This window comes from Micromonospora sp. NPDC048169, from assembly GCF_040652815.1.
Lineage (GTDB): Bacteria > Actinomycetota > Actinomycetes > Mycobacteriales > Micromonosporaceae > Micromonospora.
Genome location: NZ_JBEZMS010000010.1, coordinates 19108 through 34884, shown reverse-complemented (window position 1 = coordinate 34884; position 15777 = coordinate 19108). Strand labels below are relative to the sequence as shown.

The 15777-nt window shown below is 69.0% G+C and carries 14 protein-coding genes; 6 read left to right on the top strand and 8 right to left on the bottom strand.

Annotated features, from left to right (window positions below; translation table 11 throughout):
- Window positions 1-71: 71 nt before the first annotated feature.
- Window positions 72-779 (bottom strand): DUF899 family protein, encoded by a 708-nt coding sequence (locus AB0D28_RS11490; RefSeq protein WP_357384706.1) that lies wholly within the window; start codon window positions 777-779, stop codon window positions 72-74.
- A gap of 136 nt (window positions 780-915) precedes the next feature.
- Between AB0D28_RS11490 and AB0D28_RS11485 the strand changes: the two genes are divergently transcribed.
- A complete protein-coding gene (locus tag AB0D28_RS11485) occupies window positions 916-1836 on the top strand; it encodes an RNA polymerase subunit sigma-70 (protein ID WP_357384704.1) in 921 nt (306 codons plus the stop codon).
- An 87-nt stretch (window positions 1837-1923) separates the two neighbouring features.
- Here AB0D28_RS11485 and AB0D28_RS11480 read toward each other — a convergent pair whose 3' ends face one another.
- On the bottom strand, window positions 1924-2349 hold the full coding sequence (locus AB0D28_RS11480; protein WP_357384961.1) for a GNAT family N-acetyltransferase: 426 nt from the start codon (window positions 2347-2349) through the stop codon (window positions 1924-1926).
- A 143-nt stretch (window positions 2350-2492) separates the two neighbouring features.
- On the opposite strand from AB0D28_RS11480, the gene AB0D28_RS11475 reads away from it, so the two are divergent.
- The 3 genes from AB0D28_RS11475 to AB0D28_RS11465 all read left to right on the top strand — a co-directional run bounded on the left by AB0D28_RS11475 (window position 2493) and on the right by AB0D28_RS11465 (window position 7625).
- Window positions 2493-2771: a hypothetical protein gene (locus tag AB0D28_RS11475; RefSeq protein WP_357384702.1), complete on the top strand. Its 279-nt coding sequence runs from the start codon at window positions 2493-2495 to the stop codon at window positions 2769-2771.
- A gap of 409 nt (window positions 2772-3180) precedes the next feature.
- Window positions 3181-4950 carry a hypothetical protein gene (locus tag AB0D28_RS11470; protein ID WP_357384700.1) on the top strand — a complete coding sequence of 590 codons (1770 nt, stop codon included), beginning with the start codon at window positions 3181-3183 and terminating at the stop codon, window positions 4948-4950.
- Window positions 4947-7625 carry a hypothetical protein gene (locus tag AB0D28_RS11465; protein WP_357384698.1) on the top strand — a complete coding sequence of 893 codons (2679 nt, stop codon included), beginning with the start codon at window positions 4947-4949 and terminating at the stop codon, window positions 7623-7625. Before AB0D28_RS11470 ends, AB0D28_RS11465 begins: the two co-directional genes overlap by 4 nt.
- A gap of 396 nt (window positions 7626-8021) precedes the next feature.
- Here AB0D28_RS11465 and AB0D28_RS11460 read toward each other — a convergent pair whose 3' ends face one another.
- The gene (locus AB0D28_RS11460; RefSeq protein ID WP_357384696.1) at window positions 8022-8741 is read right to left on the bottom strand and encodes a DUF998 domain-containing protein; all 720 of its coding nucleotides are present in this window, start codon (window positions 8739-8741) and stop codon (window positions 8022-8024) included.
- A gap of 118 nt (window positions 8742-8859) precedes the next feature.
- On the opposite strand from AB0D28_RS11460, the gene AB0D28_RS11455 reads away from it, so the two are divergent.
- Window positions 8860-9462, top strand: a complete 603-nt coding sequence (locus tag AB0D28_RS11455; RefSeq protein WP_357384694.1) for a helix-turn-helix domain-containing protein — start codon at window positions 8860-8862, stop codon at window positions 9460-9462.
- 418 nt (window positions 9463-9880) lie between these two features.
- Here AB0D28_RS11455 and AB0D28_RS11450 read toward each other — a convergent pair whose 3' ends face one another.
- From AB0D28_RS11450 to AB0D28_RS11430, 5 genes are read right to left on the bottom strand one after another with little or no spacing between them, the layout of a single operon-like run.
- Window positions 9881-11425 (bottom strand): long-chain fatty acid--CoA ligase, encoded by a 1545-nt coding sequence (locus AB0D28_RS11450; protein WP_357384692.1) that lies wholly within the window; start codon window positions 11423-11425, stop codon window positions 9881-9883.
- Window positions 11422-11886: a MaoC family dehydratase gene (locus tag AB0D28_RS11445; RefSeq protein WP_357384690.1), complete on the bottom strand. Its 465-nt coding sequence runs from the start codon at window positions 11884-11886 to the stop codon at window positions 11422-11424. Before AB0D28_RS11445 ends, AB0D28_RS11450 begins: the two co-directional genes overlap by 4 nt.
- On the bottom strand, window positions 11883-13055 hold the full coding sequence (locus tag AB0D28_RS11440; RefSeq protein ID WP_116507000.1) for an acyl-CoA dehydrogenase family protein: 1173 nt from the start codon (window positions 13053-13055) through the stop codon (window positions 11883-11885). Before AB0D28_RS11440 ends, AB0D28_RS11445 begins: the two co-directional genes overlap by 4 nt.
- A gap of 32 nt (window positions 13056-13087) precedes the next feature.
- Complete coding sequence (fabG, locus tag AB0D28_RS11435) at window positions 13088-13846, bottom strand: 3-oxoacyl-ACP reductase FabG (RefSeq protein WP_357384687.1); 759 nt, start codon at window positions 13844-13846, stop codon at window positions 13088-13090.
- 14 nt (window positions 13847-13860) lie between these two features.
- Window positions 13861-15009, bottom strand: coding sequence for an acyl-CoA dehydrogenase family protein (locus AB0D28_RS11430; RefSeq protein ID WP_174533219.1), 1149 nt, complete (start codon window positions 15007-15009; stop codon window positions 13861-13863).
- A 91-nt stretch (window positions 15010-15100) separates the two neighbouring features.
- Here AB0D28_RS11430 and AB0D28_RS11425 point away from each other — a divergent pair, with 91 nt between their 5' ends.
- Window positions 15101-15766, top strand: coding sequence for a TetR/AcrR family transcriptional regulator (locus AB0D28_RS11425; protein ID WP_357384685.1), 666 nt, complete (start codon window positions 15101-15103; stop codon window positions 15764-15766).
- Window positions 15767-15777: the final 11 nt, after the last annotated feature.

The window sequence follows — 15777 nt, the reverse complement described above, 5'->3', positions numbered from 1 at the left end:
CCCGCGGCACGACGCAGCAGCAGGCTGACACCGCGGCCGACCCGAGCATGATCGCCTCGATCATCAGGACGTCATCGCGGTGCGACGCCGGGGCGTGACCATTGCGCGGTGGGACGGCCGTCGAGACGCCAGGGGTGCCCGGTGACCCGCGGCCAGCCTTCGGGCGAGTTTTCCCAGTTCTCCTGCCGGCCGTACACCGTGAGGTCCAGGGCGTGGTAGGTCGTCATCAACGCCTCGACGCCCCGCCCGGTGGTCCAGTAGGTCTCGAAGACCTTGTCGCCGTCGCGCAGGTAGCACGCGATGAACCCGAAGTCACGACCGTCGGCAAGAGCCGGGTCGGAGTCTTTCGCCGAATACCAGGGAAACCTATAGCCCATGAACTCCGCGAACGGGGCACTTTCGTCGTACGGACCCTCGCAGAACACGGCGTAGGTGACGTCCCGAGCGTGCAGGTAGTCCAACATCTGCATGTGACAGGTCGAGAAGGTGCATCCCTCACACTGATGCTCGTACGGCTTGCCGTCGTGCCACATGTGGAAGTAGGCGATGAGCATTCGGCGGCCCTCGAACACCTCCACCAGCGGGATGTCCCCTCCAGGGCCCCGCACCGTCACCGTCGGCACCAAGGTCATCGACAGCTGACGACGAGCGGCTGCGATCGCGTCTCCTTCGCGGGTATGGGCCTTCTCCCGGACCAGCAGTTCGTCGCGCTCGCGCAGCCAGGTCTCCCGGTCGACGACCGAGGGCGCGGCGGCGCTGGCCGCGGGGGTTGCCGTCATGGCTGCCTCCTTCGTGGAGTGGGGATCGGTCACAGTTACAGACGACCGAGTCGGCGATCGTCATCGGTGACCGATGACGGATGCGTTCGCGGTCGTCAGTACGGTTGTGAGGACCACTCAGACCCGGGGAAACCACATGTCCGGCTCGCCTGATGAGCAGGCGGTCTGGCTGCAGCGCGCCTTCGACGAGCACTGGCGTGAGCTACACGTCCACTGCTACCGCCTCGCCGGGAACGTCACCGACGCGGACGACCTGGTGCAGGAGACCTTCCTGCGTGCCTGGCGGGCTCGCGACCGCTTCGAGGGTCGGGCGTCGGCGCGCACCTGGTTCTACCGGATCGCCACGAACGTCTTCCTCGACAGCCGCAAGGCGGCCAGTCACCGGACGGTACCGTACGGTGACCCGCTGGAGTGGTCCACCGAGCTCGGTCCCTATCCCGACGCCCTGCTGGGCGGCGATCCGCAGACCGGTCTCGCCGCCCGGGAGACCGTCGAACTGGCCGTGATCGCAGCGCTCATGTACCTACCGCCGCGGCAGCGGGCGGCCTTCGTGCTGCGCGACGTCTACGGCTGGACGCCGCAGGAGATCGCCGCCGCGCTCGACACCGCCGTAGCGGCCGTCAACAGCCTCCTCCAGCGGGCCCGCCACACCCTCCGGCGGCGCGCTCCGTCGGATCCGAAGGACTGGCGCCGCCCGCAGCTCACCAGTAAGGACGAAGAGATCCTGCGCCGCTACGCCAACGCGAAGGACCCGGAGACGATCCGGGCACTGCTCGCCGAGGACGTACGGATCACGATGCCGCCCGAGCCGCCAGTCGTCGGGATCGACGCGGCCGCGGAGTTCCTCGGCCGACCGCTCGACTGGCGTACGTTCCTCACCTCGGCCAACGGGCGCCCGGCACTGATCAACTATCTCCGCCGGCCCGGCAGCCCGCACTACGAGGCGTTGGTCGTCGACGTACTCCGGATCGAGAACGGGAGGATCGTAGAGAGCAACGCCTTCATCGGTGCCCGTCACGTCGCCGCCTTCAGCATGCCCGCCACGCTCGAGCCCTAGACGAGTAGGTCTCAAGCCAAGTGGCCGAGTCTGCGCTGGTAGTGGCTACGCAGCCCGACGGACGTGCGGCCACACGGGCAGCGGCCATCACCGGGATGCGGCCGGCTTGACGTCCATCAGCTCAAGCATCTCGTCGCTGAGTCCGTGGATCGCGATGTCGTCACGCCGGCTCTCCCACCGTTCGCGGTCGAGCACCAGGTTGATCTGCTCCTGGCGGACACCCTCGAAAGCCCGGATTGTGGTGCCGTTCGACTGATAGCCAAGCGACCACGAGACTCCCAGCGACGGCGCGTTGGTGGACCAGGCGGCGGACTCGGCGCGCTCCGCTCCAAGCCCGGCGAACGCGAGATGCAGGATGGCGCCCCGCATCTCCTTGCCGTAACCACGCCGCTGGAACCGCCGCGCGATCCATGACCCCGTCGAGACGGTCTTGGTGATCCGAAGCCCTGCGCGCCGATCTCCTGCACCCCGACGCACGCGCCATCGACCTTCACAGCCATTACCAGGTTCCATCTGCTCGGCCGCCAGTCCGCCAGGGATGCCCAGTAGTACCGCAGAAACGACCACTCGGCTTGGGGAGACGGTCCCGACTCCCATCCCGCCACGGGCGAACGCGTCAGAAAGCGGTTCTGCGGATCGTAGATGCCAGCTGCCGCATGGATCGCCAGTTCGGCGAGCTCGTCCTCACCCGGCACAGCCAGCTCAAGCACGGACGTCGTCACCCGCAGACGGCGCACGGGCCAGATCTCGGCCAATGTCATCCGAGCATCATGCCCCGTCCTGCCGTCTGCCGTTGCCCGAAGATGTCGGCTGGTGCGTTTCTCAGCCTGGCTAACATCGCGGCTGGTTGGGGCTGGGTCCTGGTTGACGCCGATCTTCGTCTGATGACCTCCGCCCCGCAGGGGATCGACGGCCGGCTCGATGCATGCCGGTGAAGGTCGGCACCCACGGCCGGACATGCCTGTGTGGCGCCGCATCCTCACCACATCACCCTAGGACATTGCTGTCAGCCTCGCGGACCAGTTGGTTCGCTTTCATTTGCTGCTCCGCGCTTACCGATGCTGGCGGTTACGCAGTATTCTGCTCGGACGACAGGCAACCGCAGTCCTCAGTGGAAATGTCGTACCCGGCTCACCGGACAGGAGAACGGCATGGAAGCCTTCCGGGCGGTGGCTGGACGAGTACCATACGTTCCGGCTAGACGATCGGTCGTGGTTTTCGACCGCGATAGTGCGGCTTCGCTTAGGGCGGTGTCCACCGCGTATGCCACGCCGACACGGCTCAGAGCTGGATTACGGCTTGGTGCGGGTCCGCGCTCGGCACACGCCGGGTTACCGGCAGGCCATGGGATGGCGGAGCCCCGGCGGCTTCGTTCCGGCTGTCAGCACCTGCCGGCGTATGACGTCCGAGGGTGAGCTGACGGGGCCGTTCTGGGCGGCGCGGGCCTATTCGCGCGGCTCGGGGCAGGACCATCTCGGGCTCGGTTCGGTTAGTTCTGATCGGCTGCTGACGCGGCTGTCGCCGGGCGTCAACGTGCTGACCGCCCACCCACGGTACTGGTCGTTCTACGCGTTCCTGTTGGACGAGTTTTGGGCGCGGGATCTGCCGCGCCACCGGAGCGCCTTCCGGGCGTTCTATCGCCCCCGGGAGGCGTTGTACTCCGTTGCCTGCCAGCTTTGTGAGCAGCCTGAGCACGAGACCCTGACGAGCGGCATCGTCGGGTCCAGGCGCACATACGGTGTGATCGGTCAGGAGGAGTTCGATCCGGGGTTCGACTACATCAAGGAGCCACTCGGCGGATACGGGCTCTACTACCGCACGGTGATGGAGACGATGGGCTTGGTCGTGCTGACCGATCCGGGTACTGGGGTGGTGTTCGACGCTCCGACGCCGTTGGGCCGGTCGGTGGCGGCCGGGTATCGCGCTGCAGTCGACGGAACCCGATTCTACCGGGACTACTTCGCGGACTGCGATGCCGCTGTCCCGCGGGAGGTTCTCACGGAGTTCGCAGCCGCCGGCTGCCTGTGCCAGCTGCGCACGGCCGCCACCGCCGACCTACCGTTACTTCAAGACGTGTTCCTGCACCACGGCGAGCCCGAGGAAGCTGAGCGGCGGCGCGCCACCTTTCGCTTCATTCTCGACTTCTGCCGGACAGCTCCGGCGGAGGCGGTAAGCCAGGACCGCTTTCGCCAGCTTGTCTACTTCCGGCAATTGGACGGCCAGCCGTACGTACCGCTGCCGGGAGTGCTCATCACCGCCCGACGGTGGCGCATCTACCAGGCGCGCGAGTATTTTGCATTTGCCTTCAATCGGCTGTGGGCGTGGGTGGCACGCCGTGGGCTGGAGCTGTCCGACGACGGTCTGAGCCTGGTTCCCCTGAGTAAACTCTGGGCGATCATTACTGAAGAACTCGACGACAACAGCTTTTGCGGCGACCTGCCCGATCCTGGAATCGGGGCCGACATGCCGGGCGCGGCCTTCGCCGAGTGGCTCACGGGGCACGTCGATGTGGCGCCAGGAGTCGACGATCTGTGGCCTCGACACGAGGAGTTCGACGAGCACAGCCTCTACGACTGGTGCGCCAACGCCGAGGACGACGCCGAAACGCTGATCGCGATGCTGGGAATCCTGCTGCTCGTTCACCGCAGACTCGGCGCCCCCGGGCGGCAGGCCGACCTGGGTGACGACGCCGATTTGCTTACCGAGGGTGGCGGCCAGCGCATCGGCATGAGCCGCTTCTACGAGTTGCTACGCAAGCGGCTCATGGCAAACCAGACGATCGCCGAACTCCTCCAATGGATCATCATCGACTTCGTGATTGTCCAGCATGAGCGGGTGGCCACGGCGAAGCTCTTCAGCAGCGGGGACACCTTTCGTTTCCGGCGGGTCGGTGACGCGCTGCGGTTCTTTCCCGCCGACGCGCCGGTCGGCTTCAACGACAGCCGGTTCTGGGCCCTGAGTACGATCGCTCACGAGCTCGGCCTCGTCTCCAGCCTGAGCTTGCCGCAGCGGCAGCTGACCCTCGCCGGGTCGGCCCTCCTGACCGACGGCGACCTCCCAGCTGGCGCGGCGCAGAAGGCGGCGGCGCGGTTCCACCGGGAGAACGCGCGGTGAGTGTCGTGCCCCCGTTCATCGTCCCGGAGCAGGTCCAGGGTGCGTGGACGAACCTGATCGTGCTGACCTACTCGGCACACCTGGACTTCTTCGAGACCCATCTGCTTCGGCAGTTGAGCCGAGTGCCGAACCGGATAGTGCTGGCCGATGATCGGCGGCTGGCCGAGCAGTTCGCCACTGCGGCACGATCCGGGCAGCGGCTCGGTCAGGCAAACCGAACCTATCTGGCCGCACCGGTCCGCAACCCGTGGGCAGCGCATGCGAAGGCGGTGTTGCTGACGACGTCCACAGCGGGCCGGTTGCTGGTCGGCTCGGGCAATCTGGGGCCAGACGGGTACGCCGAACCCGGTGAGCTGTGGCACCGCTACACCTATGACGACAGCATCGGTGAGCATGCCGACGTGTTCGCCGCGCTCCGGTCCTTGATCGACGGGATCGCGGCGTGGGGGTGGCTCGATCCCGCCGCAGTCGCCGGGCTGGGCCTGGCTTGGTCTTCCACTCCGTGGTTGATCCCTCAGCCAACTGCGCAGCAGCCGCTGCACCACAATCTCGATACTCCGCTGATCGAGGTGATCACCGCCGCGGTGGACGGTCCGGTCGAGTTGCTCACGGTGCACGCACCGTTCTACGACGAGGATGTGGCGGCGCTCGGGCAACTGCTGGACCGGCTACGACCCCGCCGTTTGCGGGTTCTGCTCACCCCGGACACGTCGGTCGATGGGGGGCGCCTCACCGCGTTGGCGACTCGCCCCGGCACGGCGGTGTCGCTCGAGAGGGTCCACGTGACCGACGCTCCGACGGCCTTCCTGCACGCCAAGTTCATTCATGTGGTGGGCAGCAAGCAGGAGGTGTTGGTCACCGGTTCGGCAAACATGTCTCGACGGGCACTGCTGCTGACGGCCGCCACCGGCAACATCGAGCTGGCGGTGATTGAGACGCGGCCGCGCGGAGGGTTCGTTGGCCTCTACAAGCCGCTGACGATACAGCCGCTGCCTACCGCGGAATCGATCTCGTTGACCTTTCGGGGCGGCGGTGCGACACCATCGGCAGGTGCCGTGGCACTGCTCTACAGCGAGCTACAGGGCAACCTCCTGACGCTGGTGTTCAACGCAGCCCTGGGTTCGGGTATGCCGGACCTGGTCTTTCCGGACGGGACCGCGGTGCTCGCGCTGGCCGCCCAGGGTGACGGCACGAGTTTCCGGTTCCGGTTGGCTGACAGGGACGTCGATCGGCTCACGCATGGCGGGCGCATCGACGTCCGCCTGCCCGGCAGCGCCGGCACCGCCGATCCGGAGCCGACGTGGCCCTACCACGTGGACTCGCTGCGTGGTCGGATGGAGCGAAGCGGAGACGACAATCATCTGCTGTCCTCGACGGGGACCTTGCCCCGCGACGACAGTGACCTGTTCCAGCTCCTCAGACAGCTGGAGCAGACGCTGATCTTCGATCCCGAGACCGCTTGGAAGGTGGCAGGGACCAAGACGGGAACCGAAGCCGGGGACGGGGGTGACGGGGAGCGGCTGCGGTGGGAGGAAATCGACTGGGACCGGCTCTACCGGCACCCCCGCTATCGGGGCTACCAACGGAGCCGAGGGCCCGATGGAGAGCCCGCATCGGACATCGAGGTCATCCTCAGCTCGATCGCCGCTCGCCTGGGCGGGGCTGCCGGGCCGTCCACTATGGGCGACCGTGACAACGACCTCGACGCCGGAGGCGAACCAGACGACGTCGAGCTGAAGGAGGAGCTCACGCGGCGCCTGAGCGTCTCTACCCGGACCCGCATGGCCTGCAACCGGCTCGCCATCCGATTCACTGCGGCATTGCAGAACAAAGCCTTTCAGGAGAAACTCGGCCCCACCCTGACGGTGCGCAACGCGGTCATCCTGGGCCACGTCCTGCGCGAGCTGCTGCACGGTGACGCTATCGACCCAGGACGGGCGATCATGGCGCAGCTCGCTACGTGGTCGTTTCTGTGGGGCCCGAAGAGTAACGTAGCCTCGCTCCCCGGAGAGGAGCGCGCAGCCGCCGAGCAGGTTCTCACCGGGGCGAAGGCTCGACAAACTATGCTTCGTGCCCTCTCCGAACTCGCCGCATATGACCTCGACGACGAGCTACGTTCGGCCGTACGCGATCAAGCTCAGGCACTGCTGCTGTCGCCGACGCTCGGCCTTGATCAACATCTGCTGAGGCTGACCGCATCAGACGCGCGGCAGGCCGCCGCTCTCGTCGCTAACCTGCGCTACGTCGCTGGGAACTACACGGGTCGCGAGATCGTAGAACTGATGAGTGCCAGTTGGGACATCCGAGCGGCGTCCGTGCGATGGGAGAGAACGATCGTGCGGCGACTTGCCGGCCAGGGATTCCCCGCACGCTCAAGCGAGGTTGATGTTCTTCGGGTGCAGGAACCGATCGCGGGCCTTACCGTCGACCGTGCGGCCACTGATCTGGCCTGCCTCGCCGCCCACCTGATCGTGGGCGGAACGGATCTCGACTACGTGCGCATCCGATTCGCCGAAGGACGCGACGTCGCTTACTGGGACGCCGCCACAGGCGAGGGCATCTGTTTCATAGCCGGTGAGGAGAAGGATCTCACCGAACTGCGGCCCGAGTTTCCAGAATGGTGGCGGCGCCTGGACGAACTCGAAGGCCGGGAAGTTGCCCCTGCGGCTGCCTGACGGCCTCGCGCCCGGTCACCGCCCTGCGGACAGCGGCGCCGGTGCTGTGGCGGATGCGGCCACGCCACCGGATTCCTCGGGCTCGGACCGGTGTACTTCAGTCCATTTCCGTGCATCGGACACCGCACACCACCATTCAAGCCAGGAACGAAGCCGGCCTTTATGAGTACCAGGTCCGCGACTGACGGGCCTGGTACGCCCATCACGCTCTCGATGGCCGCCCACGCCTGCCTTGCCGTGGCCCGATCCATTACCGCAAAAGGGAGCCGGCCCGGTGACGGCATGATGATCGGCTTCACCGCGCCGGGGATGGTCCGAAGGCGACGACGCCGCCAACACCAAGCCCGGATCTGCCACTACCGACGACGCGGCTCCCCCTGGACAACTGCCGCTGTATTAGAGCGCGGCGGTATCCCGCCGGTACCTGCGGCGACAGATGGAAACCCCTGCGGAGATGAGGCCGATGAGGATCGAGTAGACGGCGCAGCGTTCGACGAGGCCGACCAACACGTTGGCCCCTGAGCCGGCGACGGCGAGGAAAGCCACCGTGGAGACGAGTCCGAAGGCGCCGAGCATGACCATGGCCTTCCCGGGCTTCCTACCGATGCCGAGATCTCGGTACATGCGTCCGAGCACGATGATCAGAATGTTGCCGCCGACGATGGCGGCCATGGCACCCAGGCCGTGGAAGTCGACAGTGCCCTGCCGATCGGCTTCGCCGTCGCCGGGGAAGAGCGCCAGCACGACGCCGCCGGCGCCGACCAGGGTGGCCATGCCGAGCAGGACCCCCCGGCGCCAGCCTCGCAGGCCGTTGAGCAGGGCGACACCGATGAACACCAGGACTCCGAAGAGGGAGAAGCCGGTGTTCATGACCCACCAGAGGGGCGAATACACGTACTGGCCGAACGCGGTCAGCGGGCCGTGGACTCCGAGGTCGCTGATGTAGTGGTAGGTGTAGCTGTAGGGCGGACTCCGCCAGGCCGCGGCGGCGACGAACTCGAGCAGCAGGAAGATCGCTGCCGCTGCGGCGAGCGCTGCTCCGGCGGGCCGGCGCTGGCCGCTCCGTTGCGCCGCAGAGACGGTTGCCGTCGGCGTTGCCGTCACCAGTTGTGTCATGGCCGGGAGCCCTTCGGCGAGGTCGGCAGGGACGGACGCCCCTGGTATCACTGCAAAAGTGTAGTGGCACCAGTTTCGGTGTCAATACAATAATGGTCAGAGTTGTACGATGACGGGCATGGCAGGGGAGCTGAATCAAACTGGGCGGCGCGAGCGAAAGAAGGCCATGACCAGAGCCTCGATCCTGCTAGCTGCGCAGGAGCTGTTCCTCAAGCGCGGCTTCGACGCGGTGAGCGTGCGAGAGATCGCCGACCAGGCGGACGTCTCCCCCACCACTGTCTTCGCCCACTTTCCCCAGAAGGAGGCACTCCTCTTCCACGAGGAAGACGCGCAACGCGAGCGACTCGTCGCCGCCGTACGCGAGCGACCGGCCGGCCTCTCGATCTCGGAGGCGCTGAAGGCCTACTACCGCTCCGAGTTCGTCGCCATGTGGTCCGGCGAGGAGGCGCCGCTCCGCCGCCGCGTCATGTCGCTGATGGAAGCCACACCGGCCCTTCAGGAGTACGCCTCCCGGATGTGGCTCCGCCACGAGGACGCACTCGTCGCGGCCATCACCGAGGATCTCGGCCTGTCCCAGCCGAGCGACGACATCCGGGTCTACGCTCGTTTCGCCCTCCAGATCCAGCTACTCGTGACGAGTGACACCGATCCGATGCTCGACGCGGGATTCCGGATCCTCGATCAGGGCTGGAGTGAGCATGACCCGGCGCGTGGCAGGTAGCGTCCACGCCAGTGGACCAATGGAAACGTCACGGCCCGTCACGGTGACGGGCTTCCCGTTTCATTCCTGAACCACGTCACCAAAGAGTGCATTGAGCCGCCGCTTGAGGTCATCACCGACCCGTGACGTCGCCGAGCGCGGTCAGCAGGTGCCGGGCCGGCCCCCGCCCCTGACTGTGGCTCCCCGGCAGCTTTATAGATCGTGTACCGACCGGACTTGCGGCAGCCCGTCGGTACCTCGGGATCGAGGTCGGGGTTGGTGATCGGCTCAGTATTCGACGCCACCGCCGGGACCGCCCGCCGAGCACGACGACGGGCGACGCTCGCCGGCGCGACAGCCGGAGGAAGCGGCCCTCGATGCGCGGCGAGCGCGACGAGGGCCGCGGCCTGGGCGGGTGGCAGCGGACGGCGGGCGGTGGTCAGTCGGGCGGGGCCATCCGGCGACGCAGTTCCCGCTTGAGCACCTTGTGGCTCGGCCCGAGCGGCAGGTCGTCGACATACCGGACCTGCCGCGGGTACTTGTGCCGGCCCAGATGCTCCCGCGACCAGTCGATCATCTCCTGCTCGTCGGGCAGGCCCGGGCCGGCCGGGTCCGCCACCACCACCGCGCAGACCTCCTCGCCGTGACGAGGGTCGGGCACCCCGATCACCGCCACCTGGCCGACCGCCGGGTGCCCGGCAAGGACCTCCTCCACCTCGCGTGGGTAGACGTTGAAGCCACCCCGGATGATCATGTCCTTCTTCCGGTCGACGATGGTGATGAACCCGTCGGCGTCCTTGCGTCCCAGGTCACCGCTACGGAACCAGCCGTCCACCACCGCCTCCGCGGTCGCCTCGGGCCGCCCCAGGTAACCGGCGAAGACGTTGTGCCCCCGGATGACGATCTCGCCGAGCTCTCCGGTCGGCAGCAGCTCGATCCGCTCGTCCACCTCCGCGCGGGCGATCTCCACCTCCACGCCCCAGACCGGGTGCCCGATGGTCCCGGCGCGGGTGCCGAAGTGCGGCTGGTTGGTGGTGGCGGTGGGTGAGGTCTCGGAGAGCCCGTACCCTTCGAAGACCGTCGTCTGGAAGGCGGCGTGGAACCGTTCCAGCACGGCCACCGGCAGCGACGCCCCGCCGGAGACGCAGAGCCGCAGCCGGGGCAGGTCGTCCCGGTCCCGGGCGGCGTCGAGCAGCGCCACGTACATGGTGGGCACGCCGTGGAAGACGTCCACCCCCTCACGCAGCATCAGGTCGATGGCGGCCGGCCCGGTGAACCGGCTCAGCAGCACCAGCGTCGCGCCGATCCGGAAGGTGCCGTTCATCGCCACCGTCTGGCCGAAGCTGTGGAACAGCGGCAGGCAGCCGAGCACTACGTCCGTCCTGCGCGCGTCGTTGGCGTCGAAGACGTTCACGGTGGCGTTCATGACCAGGTTGAGGTGGGTGAGCACGGCGCCCTTGGGCACCCCGGTGGTGCCGCTGGTGTAGAGCACCACCGCCGGGTCCTCCGCCAACCGGGTGACGTACGACGGCAGCGGTGGCAGCGGGTGGCTCAGCTCCTCCAGGCGGGGCGCGACCGCGCCGGCGGCCGCCGGCCCGACGGTCACCAGCGGCACGCCGGCCGCCGCCGCGGCAGCGGCGCCCAGGGCGAGCTGGGAGCTGTGGCACACCAGCAGCTTCGTGCCGCTGTCGGTCAGCACGTGCGCCGCTTCGTCCACGGTCAGCAGCAGGTGCACCGGGACGAGCACCGCGCCGGCGGCGAGGGCCCCGTAGTAGACCCGGGGGAAGTCCACCACGTTCGGGGCCAGCAGGGCCACCTTGTCGCCGGGGCCGACCCCCCGCTCGCGCAGCCCGGCGGCGTAGCTGCGCGCCTCCAGCCACAGCTCGGCGTACGTCACCCGGGCGTCGCCGTCGACCACGGCGACGGTGTCGGCGTGCCGGCGGGCGGACTCGGCCAGCACCATGGCCAGCGACAGCGCGGTCATCGGGCCACGCCCCGCACCAGGCGGCTGACCGTCTCGGCGACGCAGACCGGCTTGCCACCGGCGTCGCTCTCGACGGTGACCGCGGTGACCACCTGCACGCCGCCGTCCACGGGTGAAACCTCGGCCAGGGTCGCGGTGGCGCGGACCGCGCTGCCGACCCGGAGCGGGGCCGGGAAGCGCACCCGGTTGAGGCCGTAGTTGACCCCCATGGCCACCCCCTCTACCCGGTAAAGGCCACCGGCCAGCGCCGGCAGCAGTGACAACGTGAGGTAGCCGTGCGCGATGGTGCCGCCGAACGGGCCAGCCGCGGCCCGTCGCGGGTCGATGTGGATCCACTGGCGGTCGTCGGTGGCGTCGGCGAACCGGTCGACCCGTTGCTGGTCGATCCGGAACCAGGGGCCGGGGCCCAGGGTCCCGCCGGTCGCCTCGGCCAACTCCTCGATGGACGCGAAGACCCTCATGCCAGGTGTCCTCCCAGCTTCGTGTAGCCGCGCAGCAGGTCGCGGGAGATGATCAGTCGCTGCATCTCGTCGGTGCCCTCGAAGATCCGGTAGAGCCGGACCTGCCGGTACCAGCGCTCGATCGGCAGCTCGCGGGTGTAGCCCATGCCGCCGTGGATCTGCAGGACGCGGTCGACCACCCGATTGACCATGCCCGCGCCGTAAAGCTTCGCCATCGAGGAGGCGTGCCGCGGGTCCATGCCCTGCTCGACGGTCCAGGCGGCGCGCAGGATGAGCCAGCGGGCCGCCTCCAGCTCGGTCTCCGAGTCGGCGATCATCCACTGGATGGCCTGGTTGGTGCCGATCTTCGCGCCGAAGGTCTCCCGGGTGTTGGCGTAGTCGATGGCCATCGACAACGCCCGCTCGGCGATGCCGACGGCGTGCGACGGGATAATGTAGCGGCCCTTGCCGATCCACTCCATACCGAGGCTGAAGCCCTGCCCGGGCTCGCCGAGGATGTTGCGCCCGGGCACCCGGACGTCGTCGAAGACCAGCGAGGCGGGGCCACCCTCGCCCATCGTCTGGATGAACTCCGAGCGCCAGCCCATCGACCGGTCCACCAGGAACGCGGTGGCGCCGCCGTGGCGGGCCCCCTTCTCCCGGTCGGTCACCGCGATCACGATGGCGAAGTCGGCGTCGTGACCGCCGGTGATGAAGGTCTTCTCGCCGTTGAGGATCCAGTCGTCGCCGTCGCGGCGGGCGCTGAGCTTGATGTTGGCCGCGTCGGAGCCGGCGCCGGGCTCGGTGATCGCGAAGCAGCTGCGCCGCTCCCCCTCGATGGTCGGGACCAGGTACTCGCGCTTCTGCTCGTCATTGGCGTGGAACAGGATGTTGTCCGCCTCGCCGCCGAACCGGAACGGCACGAACGAGCGGCCGAGTTCGGTCCAGATCAGGGACTGGGTGACGGCCGGCAGGTCCATGCCGCCGTACTCCTCCGGGGTGGCCAGCCCCCAGAACCCGAACTTGCGCGCCTTGAGCTGCAACTCGCGCAGCTCGCTGTGCTCCAGTCCGGGCCGGTGCGCCCGTTCCCGCCGCAGCAGCTCCTGCTCCAGCGGCATGACCTCCCTGGTGATGAAGTCGCGGGCGGTATCGCGGATCGCCCGCTCGGTGTCGGAAAGCGCGAAGTCCATGTCCCCTCCGGGTGCTGGTCCGCCGGCGCGCCTCAGCGCGCGCCGCCGTTGACGTACAGGGTCTGTCCGCTGACGTACGACGCGTCGTCGCTGGCCAGGAAGGCGATCACCGAAGCGATCTCGGTCGGCTGGGCGACCCGGCGCAGCGGGGTGTGCTCGGCGACCATCCGCTGATGCTCCTCCGGGCTGCTACCGACCCGCTGCGCGGTGGCGGCGGTCATCGCGGTGGCCACGTAGCCCGGGGCGACGGCGTTGACCGTGACGTTGTACGGGCCGAGTTCGATGGCGAGGGTGGCCGTCAGACCCTGCACCCCCGCCTTGGCCGCCGCGTAGTTGACCTGGCCCCGGTTGCCGAGGGCGGAGCGGCTGCTGAGGTTGACGATCCGGCCGTAGCGGGCCGCGACCATGTGCTGTTGGGCGGCCTGGCAGCAGAGGAACATGCTGGTCAGGTTGGTGGTCAGCACCGCCTCCCAGTGCGGCAGGGGCATCTTGAACAGCAGGTCGTCGCGGGTGATGCCGGCGTTGTTCACCAGCACGTGCAACCCGCCGTACGCCTGCACCACCCGGTCGGTCATCGCGGCCACCGCCGCGGGGTCGGTCACGTCGCAGCCGATGCCGACGGCCCGGCCGCCGGCCGCGGTGATCTCGTCGGCGACCGCCCGGCTGCGCTCCTCGTCGAGGTCGACCACGGCGACGGCGGCGCCCTCGGCGGCCAGCCGGTGCGCGGTCGCCGCGCCGATGCCCTGCCCGGCGCCGGTGACGACGGCCACCCGGTCGGCGAATCTGGTCACGGTTCTCCCCTTTGCTAGAAGGCGTTGACGCCGGTGAGCGCACGCCCGATGAGCAGCTGCTGGATCTGGCTGGTGCCCTCGTAGAGGGTGGCGACCCGGGCGTCGCGCAGGTACTTGCCGACCGGGTACTCGTCGATGTAGCCGTACCCGCCGAAGACCTGGACGGCGTTGTTGGCCGCCCGGACCGCTGCCTCGCTGGCGAAGAGCTTGGCCATCGAGGCCTCGGTGGCGAACGCCTCGCCCCGGTCCACGAGGTCGGCCACCCGCCACACCAGCAGCCGTGCGGCGGCGGTGTCCACGGCAATGGCGGCGAGCAACTGCTGCACCAGCTGGTGCCCGGCGATCGGCTTGCCGAACTGGGTGCGCTGCCCGGCGTAGCCGACCGCCGCGTCGAGGCAGCCCTGGGCGATGCCGACGCAGCCGGCGGCCACCGACATCCGGCCCTTGGCCAGGGTGGCCAGGGCCAGCCGGAACCCGCCGCCGGCCGGGCCGAGGCGCGCCGAGTCGGGCACCCGGACGGCGTCGAAGCGCAGCTCACCGGTTGCCTGCCCGCGCAGCCCGAGCTTGCCGTGGATCTCCCTCCGGGTGAGCCCGGCGACGTTGGTGGGCACCAGGAACGCACTGATGCCCCGGTGTCCGGGTCCGCCGGTGCGGGCGAAGAGCAGGACCACGTCGGCCACGGTGCCGTTGGTGATGAACGTCTTCGCGCCGGTGATCAGCCAGTCGCCGCCGTCGCGGGTCGCCCGGGTGGTCAGCGCGGCCGCGTCCGAGCCGCTGTCCGGTTCGGTCAGGGCGAAGCAGCCGAGCGCGGTGCCGGCGCAGAGCCGGGGCAGCCACTCGGCCCGCTGCGCGGCGGACCCGTGCGCGGCGATGGCCTTGGCGACCAGCCCGAGCGACACCGAGACGATGCCCCGGACGGCGGAGTCGCCCCGGCCGAGCTCTTCCAGCACCAGGCAGTAGGAGAGGTGGTCGCCGCCGGACCCGCCGTCTTCCTCGGGGATGGTCAGCCCGAGGAAGCCCAGCCGGCCGAGCTTGTCCACGATCTCCGGGTCGACCGACTCGCGCCGGTCCCAGGCCGCGGCGTGCGGGACAACCTCACGGTCGACGAACTCGGCGGCGAGCTGACGAACCGCCGCCTGCTCCGCGGAGAGCTGAAGGTCCATGCGGCATAAACTAGCGCTGAAAGTTTAAGTACGTCCAGACCCGGCTGTGGCAGAGTTGCCGCGGACCGACGAGTGAGCGAGGGAGGCGCGGATGCCCCGGCCGAGGCAGGCGCTGCTCAGCCGGCAGCGGATCGTCGATGCCGCCGCCGCGCTGATCGACGCGGACGGGCTGGAGGCGTTCTCCACCCGCCGGCTCGCTGCCGAACTCGGCGTACGCGGGCCCTCGCTCTACAACCACTTCGCCACCAGGGACGAGATTCTCGACGCGGTGGCCGACAGCGTCACCGCCCAGGTGGACGTCTCCTTCTTCGGGCACCTCGACTGGCGCGAGGCGCTGCGCCGGTGGGGGCACTCGTATCGGGCGGCACTGGCCGCACACCCGAACATCGTCCCGTACCTGGCCCGCGGGCCGGGCCGGCGGCCGGCGGCGCTGGCGATGGCCGACGCGGTCTACGGCGGGCTCGTCGCTGCCGGCTGGCCGCCCGCGCGCGCGACGCACATCGGGGCGCTGATGCGCTACTTCGTGGCGGGCTCCGCGCTCGGATCGTTCGCCCGTGGCTTCGTCGAGGACCCGGGGTTGTACGGGGAGCGGTATCCGCACCTGACCCAGGCGCACCGGCTCGCCGAGCATCAGCAACGGGTGGACGAGGGCGCCTTCGCGCTCGGCCTCGACGCGCTCATCCATGGGCTCTCCCGCACCTACGAGGAGCACGTCGGGCCGCTACCACCCCTCCCGCCAGCCGATCCGGGGCACTAGAGTAGAAACTT

What these genes read in the sequence shown, in the direction of transcription:
- AB0D28_RS11470 (WP_357384700.1), top strand. Translation starts at nt 3,181, where the DNA reads ATGGGATGGCGGAGCCCCGGCGGCTTCGTTCCGGCTGTCAGCACCTGC.
- AB0D28_RS11455 (WP_357384694.1), top strand. Translation starts at nt 8,860, where the DNA reads ATGGCAGGGGAGCTGAATCAAACTGGGCGGCGCGAGCGAAAGAAGGCC.
- AB0D28_RS11490 (WP_357384706.1), bottom strand. Translation starts at nt 779, where the DNA reads ATGACGGCAACCCCCGCGGCCAGCGCCGCCGCGCCCTCGGTCGTCGAC.
- AB0D28_RS11460 (WP_357384696.1), bottom strand. Translation starts at nt 8,741, where the DNA reads ATGACACAACTGGTGACGGCAACGCCGACGGCAACCGTCTCTGCGGCG.
- AB0D28_RS11440 (WP_116507000.1), bottom strand. Translation starts at nt 13,055, where the DNA reads ATGGACTTCGCGCTTTCCGACACCGAGCGGGCGATCCGCGATACCGCC.
- AB0D28_RS11430 (WP_174533219.1), bottom strand. Translation starts at nt 15,009, where the DNA reads ATGGACCTTCAGCTCTCCGCGGAGCAGGCGGCGGTTCGTCAGCTCGCC.
- AB0D28_RS11480 (WP_357384961.1), bottom strand. Translation starts at nt 2,349, where the DNA reads ATGGAACCTGGTAATGGCTGTGAAGGTCGATGGCGCGTGCGTCGGGGT.
- AB0D28_RS11445 (WP_357384690.1), bottom strand. Translation starts at nt 11,886, where the DNA reads ATGAGGGTCTTCGCGTCCATCGAGGAGTTGGCCGAGGCGACCGGCGGG.
- AB0D28_RS11450 (WP_357384692.1), bottom strand. Translation starts at nt 11,425, where the DNA reads ATGACCGCGCTGTCGCTGGCCATGGTGCTGGCCGAGTCCGCCCGCCGG.
- AB0D28_RS11475 (WP_357384702.1), top strand. Translation starts at nt 2,493, where the DNA reads ATGGATCGCCAGTTCGGCGAGCTCGTCCTCACCCGGCACAGCCAGCTC.
- AB0D28_RS11425 (WP_357384685.1), top strand. Translation starts at nt 15,101, where the DNA reads ATGCCCCGGCCGAGGCAGGCGCTGCTCAGCCGGCAGCGGATCGTCGAT.
- AB0D28_RS11485 (WP_357384704.1), top strand. Translation starts at nt 916, where the DNA reads ATGTCCGGCTCGCCTGATGAGCAGGCGGTCTGGCTGCAGCGCGCCTTC.